The following is a 15522-nucleotide window of genomic DNA, read 5'->3' as shown; positions in this document are numbered from 1 at the left end:
TCAGTCGAGCCGCTTGCGGAACCGAAGCGAGGCCAGCCCCAACCCCAGCAGCGCGAAGCCGAGCAGCCAGAGGCTGTCGGGGAGCAGATCGATGAGCCCTGCATCGCGCAGCACCACGCCGCGGATGATCCGCATGAAGTGGGTCGCGGGCAGCAGGTCGGCGATCAGCTGCGCGCCGCGGGGCATGCCCTCGTAGGGGAACATGAAGCCCGAGAGCAGGATCGACGGCATCAGCACGAAGACCGTCATCTGCATGGCCTGCAGCTGGTTGCTGGCCAGAGTCGAGAGCACCAGCCCCAGCGACAGGCTGGCGACGATGAAGAGCAGCGTCACCAGCAGCAGCACCCAGAGCGATCCGGCGACGGTCACCGAAAAGAGCAGCGCGCCCAGACCGAGGATGATCCCCACCTGGATAAGGCCGATGCCGACATAGGGGATGATCTTGCCGATCATGATCTCGACCGGGCGGATCGGTGTGGTGATCAGCATCTCCATATTGCCGCGCTCGCTTTCGCGGACGATCGCCGCCGAGGTGAACATGATCATCGTCATGGTCAGGATGATGCCCACCAGCCCCGGCACGATGTTCACCACCGAGCGCTGCTCGGGGTTGTAGAAGAGCGTGACCTCGAAGGTCGGCGTGGCGGTATTGCTGGACTCCCGGAACATCTCGCCGAGCGGCATGGAGCGCAGCGAGCGGATCGCCGCGGCGACCAGCGTGTCCGACCCGTCCGCCACCCATTGCGCGATGGGCCGGGCCCCGACCTGCTGCAGTCCGTCGGCGAAACGGCTGCCGATCGCCGGGCTGCGCACCAGTCTCTGCGCCACGTCCTCCGGAATGATGAAGGCGGCACGGACCTCGGCGCGGACGATGGCGCGTTCGGCTTCGGCGACGGTGGCGACGCGCTGCTCGAAACGGATCACCTGCGTCGCCTCGACCATCTGCACGAGGCTGCGGCTGAGGCTGCTCTCGCTCTGGTCGACCAGCACAGCGGGAATGTGGCGGATCTCCGTGTTGATCGCGTAGCCGAAGAGCACCAGCTGGATCAGCGGGATCATCACGATCATACCAAATGTCATCCGGTCGCGCCGCAGCTGCAGCAGTTCCTTGCGCAGGATCGCGAGGATGCGACGGCCGGAGATCATCGGTCTTGTCCGTGGGTTGCCAGCACGAAGACGTCCTCGAGATTGGGAAAGATCGCCCGCACCCTGGTGTCGGGGTGACCTGTGAGCGCCGCTCTCACCAGCGCCTCGGGATCGCCGGTGCCCTCGGCCACCAGGACCCGCAAACGTTCGCCGATTTGCGCCACCGACACGATCCACTCCCGCCCCGAGATCGCCCGACCGATGCGGCGGGGATCCGCGGACTCCACTTCCACCGCCCGCCCGGCGATCCGGTCCATCAGCGCCCGCGGGGTGCCGTCGGCGCATTTTCGTCCGTGGTCGAGGATGGCGATCCGGTGGCACCGCTCGGCCTCGTCCATCAGGTGGGTCGAGACGATCATCGTGGTGCCGGCATCGACGAGATCGAAGAGCTGCTCCCAGAAGGCACGGCGGGACTCGGGATCGACCGCGGCCGTCGGCTCGTCGAGGAACAGCAACTCAGGCTCGTGCATCACCGTGGCCGCCAGCGCGAGGCGCTGACGCTGGCCGCCGCTCAGCGCCCCGGCCAGCACGTTCGCCTGCTCGCGCAGCCTGTAGGTGTCCATCAGCTCGTCGATGCGCTGGCGTTTGCGGCGCGCGGGAAGATCGTGGATCTCGGCGATGAAGCGCAGGTTCTCCAGCACCGTCAGGTCGCGGTAGTAGGTGAAGCCCTGCGTCATGTAGCCGATCCGCCGCTTCACCGCCTCGGCCTCGCCGGGCAGGTGCGCGCCGAGAACTTCTGCATGGCCCGACGAGGGCGTCAGAAGCCCGGTCAGCATCCGCATCGCAGTGGTCTTGCCCGAGCCATTGGGCCCGAGAACCCCATAGACCACGCCTTTGGGGATCGCGAGATCGAGCCCGTCCACCGCCAGCTTGTCTCCGAAGCGCCGCGTGAGCCCGAAGGTTTGGGCAACCGCCTCGCTCATGGCAGATGTGCCGAGACCGGAAGCCCCGCTGGCAGCTCTGCCGCCGCTTGGGGAAGCGCCACCTCGGCTGGGTAGACGAGCCGACTGCGCTGCTCCTGGTTGAGCGCGTAATAAGGCGTGAAGGCAGGCTCGTTGCTGATCCAACGCAGGGTGCCCTGGTAGACCGCGCTGTCTCCGTCCAGGCTGATCGAGACCGCATCGCCGATGGCCAGCCTGGCGCGGGCGGCTTCGGGCACATAGATGCGCGCGTAGGGTCGGTCGCCGGTCAGCAGCACCGCAACAGGGCTGCCGAGGGGCACCCGCTCACCGCGGTTCCACGGCAGGCTGTCGAGCAGCCCGTCGCGCGAGGCGCGGATGGTCAGATTGTCCAGCCGGGTCCGCTCTGCGGTGACCTGCGCCTCGGCGGCGGTCACATGCGCCTCGGCGATGCGGATGTCCTCGGCGCGGGCGCCGATCCGCAGCTCCTGCAGCGACTGCTCGGCGCTGGTCAGCTCGGCCAGCGCCGAGTTGCGCTGCGCCACCACCTCGTCCAGCCGGGCGGCGGTGACTGTGCCGGTCTCGACCAGCCGGGCGTTGCGCTCGTAGCTGGCCTGCGCCTCCTGGTAGACCGCGCGGGCCCCCTCGACCCGCGCCTCGGCGATGGCGAATTCCTCGGGGCGGGCACCGGTGCGCATCCGCTCGAGATCGGCCTCCGCCTCGGCGAGCTGCGCCTGCGCCACCGCCACCTGCGCCTGCTGCAGGCTGTCGTCGAGGTGGACCAGCACGTCGCCCGCCTTCACCGCGCTGCCCTCGGCGATGGGCAGATCGGTGATGAGCTCGTTGGCGGTGGCGGTCAGCAGCACGCGCTCGCGCATCAACTGGCCAAGCGCCACGTCGGCGGGCGGTCCGTCACAAGACTTGATACCGAACGGCAGCAGCACCGCCAGACCCGCCAGACCCTTGAGCATTGCCAGCATGCCACCCTCTCCCGTTCTGGACACGCGCGGCATCCGTCCCGGCCAGCCTCGCCCGCAAGGCAGCGCGAGTCCATGATTTTGATCAAGGTCTTGCGGCACTCACCTCAGGGTTCCACTTCGGCTATGGCAAAGACCGCTGGCGCCTCGAAGGACACAGTGCCGTCGGCGTTGCGATACTGGCCGAGCCTTGTCTCCGCCGCTGCCTTGAGCGCGGTCATGATCTCCGGCGTTGCCATGCTGGCCAGCGTCCAGCCGCCGATTTCCGTGTCGAGCCAGGCCTCGAGCGAGCTATGGCGGATCTGCCCGGTCTTGTGGATGCGCTGCGCGGCGCCGAGCCCCGCGTCGTCGAGCAGGGCCGCGAGCTCCGCCGGATCGCCGAGGCAGAAAGGCGCCTTGAGCGCCCCCGCCGCCTCCTCGCCCATGATCTCGCCAAGCAGGGGAATGAGATCGCGGTAGCCCGGCGACTCCTCCCAGGCATCGAAGACCGAGACCGCCACGTGCCCGCCCGGATGGCAGACCCGCCGCATCTCGCGCAGCGCCTGCACGCGGTCCTCGAAGAACATCAGCGCGAACTGGCAGGTCACCGCGTCGAAGGCATCGTCGTCGAAGGGCAGCGCCTCGGCCGGTGCGCGCTGAAAGTTCACATGCGGCTCCAGCTCGCGTGCCACCGTCAGCATGCCCTCGTTGATGTCCACCGCGCTCACGCTCGCGCCGCGCTTGAGCGCCGCCCGGGCCACGACGCCGGTGCCTGTCGCCACGTCGAGTACCCGGCCGCCGCCCCGGATGCCCGCCGCCTCGACCAGCCAAGGGGCAAATTGCCCGAAGAGCGCCGGAACGAAGAACGATTCGTAGACCCGCGCCGCCTCTGCCGTGATCTGGCCCGTGGCAGCGTCTTGTTTTCCCATGCCCATCGCCTCCTCCTGTCGTCAGAGCATCGATGCGGCGCAGTATAGCACAGGCGCTCTGCCGCCGGGCAGCGCGCGGCGCCCCCGGGGAGGTGTCCGGAGGGCGCCGCGGCCCGTCAACGCCGCGAGGGGCTGGGAGGCGGTTCAGAAGATCTCGTCGATCGACTGACCGAGCGCGAGGGCGCCGACGTATTCAGACTGTATCTCCTTCTGCAGCGGGTGGTAGCGTGCGGCTTGGATGTCGCGGAACAGCCGCTCGAGTTCCGCCTTGCGGTAGAAGCCCGCGCCGCCCGCCAGTTCCATGGCCAGTTCGACCGTGCGGATCGCGTTCTCCTCGACCAGCCGGCGGCCGGTCATCACCTGCCCGACCATCTTGGCGCCGGGCGTGTTCAACTCGCAGGTCGCGACCATGTGCGCGTGGGCGAGCCGCGCGCTGCAGAGCGCTGTCTCCATCCGCCCGGCACGGTCGCGCAGCAGGCGCGAGGCCGGGCGCCGCGTGGCGATCTCCACCGCGAGATCCCGCGCCCGCTCGGCGACGCCGAGGTAGACCGCGTAGATGATCGGAAAAGCGATCGTGCCCAGCATGAAGAAGATTGGGTGCCACCTGCCTTGCGGACGTTTCACAGCAACTTTTTCGGCGGGCACGAATAGCCCCTCGATCATCACGTCGTGGCTGCCCGTGCCGCGCATTCCCAGCGTGTGCCAGGTGTCGAGCACCGAGACCTCGGGCGCCGCCATGGGGCATGGGAAATGCAGGATCGTGCCGCCCTCTTCGGGTGAGATCGCGCTGGTCATCAGCAGATCCCCGGCCGGCGCGCCCGAGACGAACATCTTGCGGGCGGTGATCCGGTAGCCGCCCTCGACCGGTTCGGCCTTGCCCGATCCACCGATCCAGTCGCCGCCGCCGGAGGAGAGCAGCACGAGCTTCTCGGCAGCGATCCTTTTCAGCAACGGCTCGGTCTTGTCCCGCGTCGCTTGCTGGTGGTGCCAGCGCCAGGCGGGAAAGGCGACCTGGTGGGTGTGCATCGACAGCGCCAGCGCGGTGGACGAGCACCCATGCGCCACGCGGCGCAGCATGTCGCAGAGGGCGCGGACATCGGCGCCGCCACCACCCAGGTCTGCCGGAACGCCCGCGTCGATGAGCCCGGCCTCCTTGGCCCTGCGGTAGTTCTCGGCAACGAAGCTGTCGTCATCGTCACGGGCCATGGCGTGCTTGCCGCAGCTGGCCGCGAAGTCCTCGGCGATGGCGGTGAAGTCCCGCGTCGCCGGGCGGTCGAGGGTCTCGATCTCGGTCATCTCGTGGTCCTTTCATTCCCTGTCGTCCCACGAGCATGACAGAGTCGACACAGAGCGATAGTTCAGGAAATGAATCGGCTCGTGTATGATCCTTCGCATGGAGATCACCAACCTCTATGGGCAGTTTTGCCCGATCTCGATGGCGTCCGAGGTCTTCTGCACGCGCTGGACGCCGCTTGTCGTGCGCGAACTGCTCTGCGGATCGACCCGCTTCAACGACATCCGCAAGGGCGTTCCGAAAATGTCGCCCAGCCTTTTGTCCAAACGCCTCAAGGAGTTGGAGCTGGCCGGGGTGATCCGTACGGTGCAGACAGATCGCGGCACACAGGAATACCAGCTCACCCCGGCGGGTGAGGACCTGCGCCCGATCGTGATGGGCATCGGCAACTGGGGGCAGCGCTGGGTCGAGTCGCGCCTGTCGCTGCGCAACCTCGACCCATCGCTTCTCATGTGGGACATCCGCCGGAATTTCGACCCGGATCCGCGCCCCGACCGGCGCTGCACGATTCAGTTTCTGTACCCGGAAATCGGGGAAAACCTGCGCGACTGGTGGCTCGTCGTCGGCACCGACGACACCGACCTGTGCAAATTTGACCCCGGCTACGAGGTCGACATCCTCGTGACGGCCGACCTGCGGGCGATGACCTCGGTCTGGATGGGCCTGTCCCGGCTGCCCGACGAGATCGACGCCGGGCATATCCAGATCGACGCCGTGCCGGAGTTGGAAACCCGCCTGAAGACCTGGCTGAAACTCAGCGTCTTCGCGCCGCAGCACCGCATGGTGGACTGAGCGCGTCAGAGAGGGACCTCCTGCCCGGGCCGAGGACGCGGGGCAGGAGGCGGAGGGGTCACTCGACCATGATCGAGCTCGGCGCGGTGCCCTCGTTCATCCAGGCTTCCAGCGGGGTCATCGGATCGAGCGAGGACCAGTTCACCCCGTTCGGACCGGGCAGGATGCCGCAATGATCGAGCCCCGGTACCATGAAGAGCTTCACGTTCTCGTTCAGCGCGGTCTCGCCACCGGCAAGTTCCGCCGCTTGGTCGTACCACTCCACGGTCTTGTAGGGTGTCACGATGGAATCCGCCCAGCCGTGGTAGACGATCATCTTTCCGCCCGCCGCGCGGAAGGCCGAGAGATCCGGGGTGTCGCCGTTGTAGACCGAAGCCGCCGTCGCCATGCGCGCCGGATCGGTCTCGAAATCGAAGGACAGCGGCGAGTAGTCGGTGCCCGGATCGTCGGCAAAGGCCATGTGGCGGGTGAAGCCCCCCGCAAAGCCCGAGACCAGCTTTCCGGCGCCCTCGGCGTTGCCGGTCAGCCAGAGCCACCAGAAGGGTTCCGACCCTTCGGGAATGCCGCCCGGGTAGAGCTGCTCGCCCGCCGCGTTGCGCGGACCCTCTCGCCATTTCGCCAGCGTGTCGAGTTGCTGGTTGCTGAGGCCGAGGCCGGAGTAATCGACCTCGCAGGCGCGCGGATCTTCGATCACCCCGTCTTCGGTGCCGTCCGCGCCGTCGCATTGCTGCATCACCGCCGCGCCGATCTTCGCGGCCTCGTCAGGCCCGAGGATCTGGCTGCCGTCCTCGGCGGTATTGGCCTGAAGGGTCCAGGACATCGCCGTGCCGACGAGCCCGGTGTAATCCATCGCCGGAGCCCCCGAGATGATCCCGTCGAACATCTCGGGATAGCGCTGCGCGGCCACATGCGCCATGCGCCCACCGGTCGAGCAGCCCTGAAAAATCGCCTGGCTCGAGGGCGCGCCATAGAAGGCATCCATCATCACCTGCGCGATCCGGTTGGTCTCGCCGATCGAGCGCCAGCCCCAGTCGCGCTCAGCGTTGGGGTTGTCCTGCGCCCAGGTCGCTTCGGTGACGGCGAGCGCGTGGTGGCCGCTGTCCGACGTGGCGGTGGCATAGCCGCGCTCGAGCCCCGGGCGCATGGCATTGACCCAGGACTCGCCACCATCGGCCCGCCCGAGGATGCCGCAGAAGCCGCCGCAACCCGCCTGGTAGAACTTGCCGTTCCAGCCCGAGAGCGGCAGGCGCACCTCGATGGAAATGGCGGGCAGGGCGGTGGCCCGCACCTCGCAATACTGCGGCAGGCCCTCGGGGCTCATCACCTGGGCCGAGGTGACATGGCCGCCGTCGAAGACTGTGTCGCGCAGCGCGCTGCACTCCTCGGGCGTCTGATCGGCATAGGCGTAGGACGCGCTTGCCAGAAGGGCCAGCGTGATGGCGGTCAGCTTCATGGATATCCTCCCAAATTCTCCCTTGGGTAGAATTGCTCTGCGAAGAGAACCGCTCAAGAATTATATGCCATGACGCAGCGTCCGCGCTGATCTTGGCGATCAGCGTGGAAACTCCGGGTTCAGGCCGAGCCGGGCCTTGAAGCGCGCCATTTCCTCGTCGGTGGGGTAGCGGCTGGTGTAGACCTGCACGTAGTCGGGAAAGCGCGCGAGCCGCGTCTCAAGCGTCTCCTCGAGCTGCAGGGCAATATAGCCCATCTGCACGAGGTAGATGGTCCAGGCCCGCACGTCCGCATCCGGCTCGGAATGCCCCCAGCGCTGCAGCAGCTCCTTGAGCGCGCGCCGGCGCTGCTCGTCCGCCTCGTGCACCTTCGGCAACACCGCCGGGTCCTGTCGGCCCCAGGCGCGTACGGCGCTGTCGAGCCGCGCGTTGAAGCCTTCGTCCGAGAGGAAGATGCTCACGAGGTTCAGCATCGCCTCGGTCTCGGTCGCGGCATACTCGCGGCTCGCGGTGAGCAGGGGGCAAGTCGTCACCGCCTCCCAATGAGCGAGAAGCGCCTCGAGCAGGGCCTCGCGGTCCTTGAAGAACCAGTAGAAACTGGTGCGCGAAAGGCCGAGCTTCTTCGCCAGCGGCAGGATCTTCACCGCGTCGATTCCGCCCTCGATCAACGCCTCGGTGGCCGCGCCGAGCCAGAGCTCGCGCGAGCCCCGCCAGCCGCGTTCGGGTGAAATCTCGCTGTTCATGAGGCGTGTTTAGCAGGGTGCCGCCGGACTGTCCAAGAAACTGTATACTTCTGTCTATTTTGCGTGCACCCGCGACAGGTTTTCGAGATGGCGGTGGAGCTGGGCCATAAAATGTGCGCTGATGATTTTTAAATTGACACATGTGAACATTGTGTCTTGAGATGCCCGTGACGCATCCCCTGCCCAGAGGTCTCCGATGACGAACGATCCGCTCCTTCAGCCGTATCAGCTCAAGCACCTGACCCTGCGCAACAGGATCATGATCACCAGCCACGAGCCGGCATATCCCGAGGACGGTCTGCCCAAGGAGCGCTACCGCGCCTACCATGTGGAGCGGGCGAAGGCGGGCGTGGCGATGACCATGACCGCCGGATCGGCCAGCATCTCGAAAGACAGCCCGCCGGTGTTCAACAACATCCTCGCCTGGAAGGACGAGGTGGTGCCATGGATGAAACAGCTCGTCGACGAATGCCACGATCATGGCGCGGCGGTGATGATCCAGCTCTCGCACCTTGGCCGCCGGACCCGCTGGGACAAGGCCGACTGGCTGCCCGTGGTCGCGCCCGGATTTGACCGCGAACCCGCACACCGCGCCGCGCCGAAGCTGATCGAGGATTGGGACATGACCCGGATCATCGGCGATTTCGCCGATGCCGCCGAGCGGATGCAGGCCGCGGGGGTCGACGGCATCGAGCTCGAGGCCTACGGCCATCTGCTCGAACAGTTCTGGTCGGAGCAGACCAACGACCTCGGTGGCGACTACGGCGGCAGCCTCGACAACCGCATGCGCTTCACCATGGACGTGCTGCGCGCGATCCGGGCGCGCTGCGGCGAGGCCTTCATCGTCGGCCTGCGCTACACGGGCGATCAATGCCTGCCGGGCGGGCTGACGGCGGACGAGGGCATCGAGCTCAGCCGCAAGCTGAAGCAGAGCGGGCTGGTCGATTTCCTCAACGTCGTGCGCGGCCATATCGACACCGACGCGGGGCTGACCGACTTGATTCCGATCCAGGGCATGCGCAACGCGCCGCACCTCGATTTCGCCGGCAAGATCCGCAAGGCGACGGATTTCCCAACCTTCCATGCCGCCAAGATCCCCGATGTCGCTACCGCGCGCCACGCCATCGCCTCGGGCAAGCTCGACATGGTCGGCATGGTCCGCGCGCATATGGCGGACCCGCACCTTGTGCGAAAGGTCATCGAGGGTCGCGAAGAGGATATCCGGCCCTGCGTGGGGGCAAACTATTGCCTCGACCGCATTTACCAGGGCGGCATGGCGCTCTGCCTGCACAACCCGTCCACCGGGCGCGAACTGGAGCAGCCGCATGCCATCGCCAAGGCCGAGACCCGGAAGCGCGTCACCGTTGTCGGCGCCGGGCCGGGCGGGCTCGAGGCTGCCCGGGTCGCCGCCGAACGCGGCCATGACGTAACCGTTTTCGAGGCCGCCGACCAACCGGGCGGGCAAATCCGCCTGACCGCGCTGCAGCCGCGACGCCGCGAGATGATCTCGATCATCGACTGGCGCTACCAGCAGTGCCTGAAGATGGGCGTGCAGTTCGAGTTCAACACCTATGCCGAGGCCGAGGATGTCCTCGGCAGCGCCCCCGACGCAGTGATCCTCGCGACTGGCGGGCTGCCGCACACCGAGGTTCTCAGCGCCGGCAACGAGCTGGTTGTCTCGGCCTGGGACATCCTGTCGGGCGACGTCAAACCCGGCCAGACCGTGCTGGTCTTCGACGAGGCGGGCGATCACGCAGGGCTCATGGCGGCCGACCTGATCTCGGAGGCCGGCGCGCAGGTCGAGATCGTCAGCTGGGACCGCAACCTCGCGGCCGAGGTCATGTCGATGAACCTCGTGCCCTACATGCGCAACCTGCAGATGCGCGACACGACCTTCACCGTCACATGGCGGCTGGAGTCGGTCGAGCGTGATGGCAACCAGCTGCGGGCCACGCTCGGCAGCGACTACGGCGCGGCCAAGCGCAGCCGTCTGGTCGACCAGGTGGTTGTGAACGCCGGCACGCGCCCGCTGGACGAGCTTTACTTCGCGCTGAAACCGCAAAGCTCGAACCTGGGAGAGGTCGACTACGACGCGCTCATCGACGGCAGACCGCAGGCGCTGGCGCCCAATGCCGGCGGGAGCTTCCGGCTGTTCCGGATCGGCGACGCGATCTCGAGCCGCAACACCCACGCGGCGATTTACGACGCGCTCCGCCTCGTGCGGCATCTCTAGCCTCGGAGGCACCGCCCCGGCTGCCCTTGCATCACGCCCGGTTGCCTGACGTCGAGGTGCTCGTGCGTCGAGGCCGGTCTCTTTCGGCTCCCCAAATCGACCGGCAGGCAAGCCTCGCTCTCCTGTGGCGGTCCGCGGCTCGGGCCAGCCATGATCTGCCGGTTGGGGTCGGGGCGACCGACACGATCGCCGGCCTCAAGGTCCAGGCGCGGCCTTCCTTTGCCCGCGCGCTGGACCTCGCCGCCCGAGCTCAGGTCAGGAAGGTCAGCGCCAGGTTCGTCAGCATGGCCGCGACGAAGCCGAGCGGCGCGGCGCGCAGCAGCAGCCGGGTGAACAGGCTGTGCCGCAGTTCGGCATCCGGCGCCGAGCCGAGGATCAGGCTGCCGCCCGAGGAGAAGGGCGAAATCGATGTCGCCTGGGCGCCGACGACGATGGCGGTGAACATCAGCATCGGGCTCAGCCCCAGCTGCGCCGCGAGTGCCGGCACCATGGGAAAGAGCGCCGGCGTCACCACCCCCAGCGTCGAGGCGAAGAGCGACATGATCGCGGCCACCACGCCGAAGCTCAGCGGCACCAGCACGGGCGGGATCGTGCCGCCGATCCAGGCTGCGAGCTGGTCGATGGTGCCGGCCTTGATGGCCACGGCGATCAGCATGCCCATGCCGCAGATCATGATCAGCGTCGGCCAGGGAAGCGACGCGATGGCCTTGCGCTCGTCGCCGAGCTTCAGCATCAGCGCGATGACCGAAAACACGCTGGCGATAAGGCCGATGTCGATCTTCGAGTTGATGAAGGCGGCGGTCTCGTTTCCGGGCAGGGCCAGATGCGCGAGCGGCGCGGCCAGCACGATCGCCATCATCGCCAGCGTCAGCCACAGCGTCTGGCGCTGCTTTGGTTCGAGCTGCGCGGGCTTGTCGATTTGCATCTCGCCCTCCAGCCCGCGGTGTTTGCCCGTCACGAGGAGCATCAGCGTGATCACCACCAACGGCAGCAGGAAGGTCGCGGCGAAGATCGCGACGCTGTTGACGAAGGCGGTGTTGGCATTGATCCCGGCGTTGGTCATCAGCCCGCGGAAGATGATGCCGGACTGGCTCGACATGAAGTTGGCGCCGCCGAGCGCGCCGTAGTTCACCGCCATGCCGCCGAGAATGAGGTCCATGCCGGTGCGCCGGCAAAGCAGCAGGGTAATCGGCGCCATGAAGGCCAATACGGTGTAATAGCCCGCGCCCATCGCCGCGATCACCGTCGCCGTCATGAAGACCGCGTAGGGCAGCAGCCAGGGGGCACCGCGGCAGGCATAGAGGAGGTGGCCCGCCAGCTTCTCGAGCGTGCCGTTGACCATGGCGAAGCTGTAGAAGAGACACACCGAGAAGATCACGAAGAAGATCTTCAGCGGCCACATGGCGATGATCTCGGAGGGCTTCAGACCCATCAGGAAGGCACCGATGAGATAGGCGAAGGCAATGGCGAAAAGCCCGATGTTGATACGGGTCTTGTAGCCGAGGATGATGGCCAGAACGATGGCCAGCACGGTGATGAGACTCATGGTGTCCTCCCTTGTCTCGGGGCGGTGTCAGGTGAAGCGGAAGAGCGCCGCCGGATTCTCGACCAGCACGCGGCGCCGATCGTCCGGATCGGGGAGCAACTGCTCGAGGCGCGCGACCTGCTGGGCATAGCTGGCGGCCTTCTCATGCTGGGTGTGCGGCCAGTCACTGCCCCAGACGAAGCGGCCCAAGCCGCCGCAGGCGGCGCGCAGATGTGCGAGCGAGACAGAAGCCCGCGCCGCGTCCTGACCGCTGCGATAGGGGGCCGAGAGCTTGACCCAGGCATTGGGCGTCTGCCGCAGCATGTCGAGCGTGGCGGCATGTGCGGGGTTCGCGGCGTCGATTCCGCCCTGCGGCAGGCCGAAGTGATCGATCATCACGGCGCAGCCGGCGCGGGAGATGGCGGGGAGAAGCTGCGCGAAGTCCTCGAAGGCGCGCTGGATCTCCACCTGCCAGCCGATTTCGGCAAGGCGGTGGAAAAAGCGCTGCCATTCTCGGCTGGTGTAATCCTCGAGTTCCTTGCCGACGAGGTTGAGCCGCGCCCCGACGAAGCCCTGCGCATCCATCTCGGCCAGCGTGCGTTCCGCGACCGCCGGGTCGAGCACGGCGATGCCGCGCAGCCGCTGCGGATACGCCGCGAGGGCCTCGGCGAGCAGATGGTTGTCGGTGCCGTAGAAGCTTGGCTGGACCAGCACCCCGTGACTGACGCCCGCGCGCGCCATGTGCCCCAGCCAGGCCTCGACGGTCGCCGTGTAGCTCGGTGCATAGCGGCGTCCGGGCGCCATCAGCGCGCGCGGGTCAAAGATATGCGCATGGGTGTCGATGCCGGAGAGCGGGGGGCTGGAGGTCATGCCGGGTCCTTCTGTTCGTGTGGCAAGACGTCCCGGCCCCGCTCCTGCAAGGGAGGGGAGGGCTCCGTGGAGGGGGCCGGGAAATCGGGCGAGCGCGGAGTGGTCGCGCTCGAGCCCTATGGGGAGGTCCGGCGCGTGGCGTGCCGGGCCAGGATCGGGATCAGCCGATGCGACTTCGGTAGCGGAAGCTGCGCGCCGGCCCCATGGCGCGGCGCCACTCGATCGCGCTGCCGTCAAGGGCGAAGGCCGTGCGCTCGATCACCGCGACGAACTCGCCGGCGGCAAGGCGCAGGCGCTTGGAAATGGCGGCGGGGGGCTTGGCAAAGCTTACCTCGTCCTCGGCATGGGCGACAAAGACGCCGAAACGCTCAAGGTAATAGGGGTAGAGCAGCGGCCCGATCTCGGCCTCGGCAACCATCTCGATGCCGTCGAAGCGCGCGCGGGGCAGCCAGATCTCCTCGGTCAGGATCGGCGTGTCCTGCAGCAGGCGCAGGCGGTCGATGCGGATGCAGTCGCCCGAGCCCAGAACGGCGGCGATCTCTGCGGGCGCGTTCAGCACGCTGCGGGCGATCAGCCGGCTCACCGGGATGCTCTGGGCGCGGTCTTCGCCCTGCAGCGCGAAGAAACGGAACAGCGTCGGCTCGAACGCGGGTTTGCGCAGGAAGGTGCCGGCGCCCTGACGGCGCTCGAGCAGCCCCTCGGAGACCAGCTGCTGCAGCGCCTTGCGCACGGTGCCGACCGAAAAGCCAGAATCGCGGGCAAGCGCGTTTTCAGAGGGCAGGGCGTCTTCGGTCGACCATTCGCCGGCGGCGATGCGCGCGGCGATCCGGTCGCGCAGGCGCAGGTAGGCCGGCAGGCGGCTGTCTTCTTCCAGTCTGTCCAGTGATGACATTGCGGTCTCCTTCCCTCGGCACTGAGTAGTCGTGCGGAAAAGATGAGTCAACCACTTCTATATAGAAGTGGAGGACGTGTCTGTCTTAAATTTGTCCGGGAGCCTGCACGCGCGCGCCAGACCCCGGGCCAAAGGTCTCGGGCGCATCCCTGGTCCCCGGCTCAACTGCCCATAGAACGCTTTCCGGAAGTCGGCCCAACCTTCCGATCCGTGGCAAACGGCGGCGATGATTCAATCGCCGCCGCCGTGCCTTGCGCGTCAGACGCTCAGTCGAAAAGCGCGCGTTCGACGCCAGCGGCCTCGAAGAGGTAATCCCGGGAGCGGGTGATCTGATCGCGCAGGGCGGGGACGTCGAACCCGACCATCTCGCCCTTCCACTTCTTGATCTGCCCAGCGACAAGCACGGTCTCGACGTTCGATCGCTCCATCAGGGTCACCACCGCCCCCGGTGCATTGTTCAGCGGCGCGACGTTCAGGGCCTCGGCATCCAGCAGGAGGATGTCCGCTTCCTTGCCCGGGGTCAGACTGCCCACCTTGTGATCAAGCCAGAGGTCCTTGGCGCCATTGATCGTCGCGAATTCCAAAACGTCCCGCGCGGTCAGCAGGGTGGGGGCCGTCGCGTCGCCGTCCAGCGCGGCCTGATTTGCGAAGGCGCGCTGAAGCGTCATGGCACTGCGCATCTGGGTGAAGAAGTCGGCGGTCATGGTGCATTCGACGTCCACCGACAGGGACGGCGCGATGCCCATGTCGAGCGCCTTCTGGATCGGCGGCATGCCGTGGCGCATCTGCATCTCTATCGGCACCGAAAGCGACAGATGTGCGCCGACCTCGCGGGTGCGCTCCCAGGCGGCGTCGCTCATCCCGGTCATGTGGATGAACAGGTGTCGGTCGGTGAAATGCGGGATGAGCCGGTCCATCGTCTCACGCATGCCGAGGCTGCCGACCACATGCAGCGCGATCGGCAGATCGAGCTCCTGCCCCAGCGTCCACAGATCCAGCGGATCGACATGCGGCAGATAGGCCTCGCCCCCCATGACCATCGTCAGCAGCTGATCGTCCGAGCTGAAATACGCGTCGCGGATGCGCCGCGCGTCCTGCGGATACTGCGCATCGGCGCCCTGGCCTTCGAAGTAGCCGAAGACGCCCCGGCGCCCCGCCTCGCGCAGCCCGCGGATCGCCGCGTCGGAATGGGCGGGAGAATGGTGGATTTGCGAGACATCGTGGACCGTGGTGACCCCGGCGTCGAGCTGACTGATGCCACCAAAAAGCTCGGAAATGTAGACATCTTCCGGGCGATAGACCGGGGCAAACTTTCCAAGAATGTCGTCGAGGTAGTTCGGGGCGCCGTCGCGGTCCGGCGTGGCATACATAATCCCGTTCGGCAGGAAAGACCGCAGCGCCGTCTCGAACTGGTGGTGATGGGTGTCGATGAAGCCGGGCATGACGATCCTGCCTTCAGCCTCGATCACCGCGGCATCGGACGCCTCGATGCGTGGCGCGATCTCGACGATCCGGCTGCCCTCGAGCAGAACGTCTCCCCGCTCGAAGTCCCCCACCTGCGGGTCCATGCTCATGACGTGGCCGCCGCGGATCAGCGTGCGGCGCCCTTGCGCGCCGACACCCTCGGGAAGCGTCTGCGCGGCGGTGGGGCTGGACAGGAAGGCCGGCAATACGGCGGCCGACGCTGCGCTGGCAGTGGCAAGCTTGAGGAAGGAGCGCCGGTTCGGGCGGGCAGAGCGGCAAAGGTCACACATCTATTATTCTCCTGGTGTGCGGTTACTCTTTGTACGTT

The 15522-nt window shown here is 67.1% G+C and carries 13 protein-coding genes; 2 read left to right on the top strand and 11 right to left on the bottom strand.

What is annotated here, in order from left to right; all coding sequences use genetic code 11:
• From CEW88_RS20430 to CEW88_RS20410, 5 genes are all read right to left on the bottom strand, one after another.
• Complete coding sequence (locus CEW88_RS20430) at positions 1 to 1146, bottom strand: ABC transporter permease (RefSeq protein WP_108970206.1); 1146 nt, start codon at positions 1144 to 1146, stop codon at positions 1 to 3.
• Complete coding sequence (locus CEW88_RS20425) at positions 1143 to 2069, bottom strand: ABC transporter ATP-binding protein (protein ID WP_108970205.1); 927 nt, start codon at positions 2067 to 2069, stop codon at positions 1143 to 1145. The genes CEW88_RS20430 and CEW88_RS20425 overlap by 4 nt, the downstream gene beginning before the upstream one ends.
• Positions 2066 to 3025: an HlyD family secretion protein gene (locus CEW88_RS20420; protein WP_254694552.1), complete on the bottom strand. Its 960-nt coding sequence runs from the start codon at positions 3023 to 3025 to the stop codon at positions 2066 to 2068. The genes CEW88_RS20425 and CEW88_RS20420 overlap by 4 nt, the downstream gene beginning before the upstream one ends.
• 104 nt (positions 3026 to 3129) lie before the next feature.
• Complete coding sequence (locus CEW88_RS20415) at positions 3130 to 3930, bottom strand: class I SAM-dependent methyltransferase (protein ID WP_159099692.1); 801 nt, start codon at positions 3928 to 3930, stop codon at positions 3130 to 3132.
• A gap of 144 nt (positions 3931 to 4074) precedes the next feature.
• Positions 4075 to 5226, bottom strand: a complete 1152-nt coding sequence (locus CEW88_RS20410; RefSeq protein ID WP_108970203.1) for an acyl-CoA dehydrogenase family protein — start codon at positions 5224 to 5226, stop codon at positions 4075 to 4077.
• Positions 5227 to 5323: 97 nt separating this feature from the next.
• Between CEW88_RS20410 and CEW88_RS20405 the strand changes: the two genes are divergently transcribed.
• On the top strand, positions 5324 to 6016 hold the full coding sequence (locus CEW88_RS20405; RefSeq protein WP_193989099.1) for a winged helix-turn-helix transcriptional regulator: 693 nt from the start codon (positions 5324 to 5326) through the stop codon (positions 6014 to 6016).
• Positions 6017 to 6074: 58 nt separating this feature from the next.
• Here the strand turns inward: CEW88_RS20405 and CEW88_RS20400 are convergent, their stop codons facing one another.
• Both CEW88_RS20400 and CEW88_RS20395 read right to left on the bottom strand, forming a co-directional pair.
• Positions 6075 to 7469, bottom strand: coding sequence for a tannase/feruloyl esterase family alpha/beta hydrolase (locus CEW88_RS20400; RefSeq protein ID WP_108970202.1), 1395 nt, complete (start codon positions 7467 to 7469; stop codon positions 6075 to 6077).
• A gap of 99 nt (positions 7470 to 7568) precedes the next feature.
• Entirely contained in the window at positions 7569 to 8210 is a 642-nt protein-coding gene (locus CEW88_RS20395; RefSeq protein WP_108970201.1) for a TetR/AcrR family transcriptional regulator, read from the bottom strand.
• Positions 8211 to 8406: 196 nt separating this feature from the next.
• On the opposite strand from CEW88_RS20395, the gene CEW88_RS20390 reads away from it, so the two are divergent.
• Entirely contained in the window at positions 8407 to 10443 is a 2037-nt protein-coding gene (locus tag CEW88_RS20390) for an NADH:flavin oxidoreductase (RefSeq protein ID WP_108970200.1), read from the top strand.
• A 250-nt stretch (positions 10444 to 10693) separates the two neighbouring features.
• Here CEW88_RS20390 and CEW88_RS20385 read toward each other — a convergent pair whose 3' ends face one another.
• The 4 genes from CEW88_RS20385 to CEW88_RS20370 all read right to left on the bottom strand — a co-directional run bounded on the left by CEW88_RS20385 (position 10694) and on the right by CEW88_RS20370 (position 15484).
• Positions 10694 to 11989, bottom strand: coding sequence for an SLC13 family permease (locus CEW88_RS20385; protein ID WP_108970199.1), 1296 nt, complete (start codon positions 11987 to 11989; stop codon positions 10694 to 10696).
• Between the two features lie 27 nt (positions 11990 to 12016).
• Complete coding sequence (locus CEW88_RS20380) at positions 12017 to 12838, bottom strand: amidohydrolase family protein (RefSeq protein WP_108970198.1); 822 nt, start codon at positions 12836 to 12838, stop codon at positions 12017 to 12019.
• A 160-nt stretch (positions 12839 to 12998) separates the two neighbouring features.
• Positions 12999 to 13730, bottom strand: coding sequence for a GntR family transcriptional regulator (locus CEW88_RS20375; RefSeq protein WP_108970197.1), 732 nt, complete (start codon positions 13728 to 13730; stop codon positions 12999 to 13001).
• A gap of 266 nt (positions 13731 to 13996) precedes the next feature.
• On the bottom strand, positions 13997 to 15484 hold the full coding sequence (locus CEW88_RS20370) for an amidohydrolase family protein (protein WP_108970196.1): 1488 nt from the start codon (positions 15482 to 15484) through the stop codon (positions 13997 to 13999).
• Between the last annotated feature and the right edge of the window lie 38 nt (positions 15485 to 15522).

The sequence above is a fragment of the Alloyangia pacifica genome (assembly GCF_003111685.1).
Lineage (GTDB): Bacteria > Pseudomonadota > Alphaproteobacteria > Rhodobacterales > Rhodobacteraceae > Salipiger > Salipiger pacificus_A.
This window is presented reverse-complemented; position numbering and strand designations above follow the sequence as displayed.

Bases quoted from the DNA above. Each gene is read 5' to 3' on its own strand.
- CEW88_RS20415 (WP_159099692.1), bottom strand. From the start codon at position 3,930: ATGGGAAAACAAGACGCTGCCACGGGCCAGATCACGGCAGAGGCGGCG.
- CEW88_RS20420 (WP_254694552.1), bottom strand. From the start codon at position 3,025: ATGCTGGCAATGCTCAAGGGTCTGGCGGGTCTGGCGGTGCTGCTGCCG.
- CEW88_RS20385 (WP_108970199.1), bottom strand. From the start codon at position 11,989: ATGAGTCTCATCACCGTGCTGGCCATCGTTCTGGCCATCATCCTCGGC.
- CEW88_RS20430 (WP_108970206.1), bottom strand. From the start codon at position 1,146: ATGATCTCCGGCCGTCGCATCCTCGCGATCCTGCGCAAGGAACTGCTG.
- CEW88_RS20405 (WP_193989099.1), top strand. From the start codon at position 5,324: ATGGAGATCACCAACCTCTATGGGCAGTTTTGCCCGATCTCGATGGCG.
- CEW88_RS20395 (WP_108970201.1), bottom strand. From the start codon at position 8,210: ATGAACAGCGAGATTTCACCCGAACGCGGCTGGCGGGGCTCGCGCGAG.
- CEW88_RS20425 (WP_108970205.1), bottom strand. From the start codon at position 2,069: ATGAGCGAGGCGGTTGCCCAAACCTTCGGGCTCACGCGGCGCTTCGGA.
- CEW88_RS20380 (WP_108970198.1), bottom strand. From the start codon at position 12,838: ATGACCTCCAGCCCCCCGCTCTCCGGCATCGACACCCATGCGCATATC.
- CEW88_RS20375 (WP_108970197.1), bottom strand. From the start codon at position 13,730: ATGTCATCACTGGACAGACTGGAAGAAGACAGCCGCCTGCCGGCCTAC.
- CEW88_RS20410 (WP_108970203.1), bottom strand. From the start codon at position 5,226: ATGACCGAGATCGAGACCCTCGACCGCCCGGCGACGCGGGACTTCACC.
- CEW88_RS20400 (WP_108970202.1), bottom strand. From the start codon at position 7,469: ATGAAGCTGACCGCCATCACGCTGGCCCTTCTGGCAAGCGCGTCCTAC.
- CEW88_RS20390 (WP_108970200.1), top strand. From the start codon at position 8,407: ATGACGAACGATCCGCTCCTTCAGCCGTATCAGCTCAAGCACCTGACC.
- CEW88_RS20370 (WP_108970196.1), bottom strand. From the start codon at position 15,484: ATGTGTGACCTTTGCCGCTCTGCCCGCCCGAACCGGCGCTCCTTCCTC.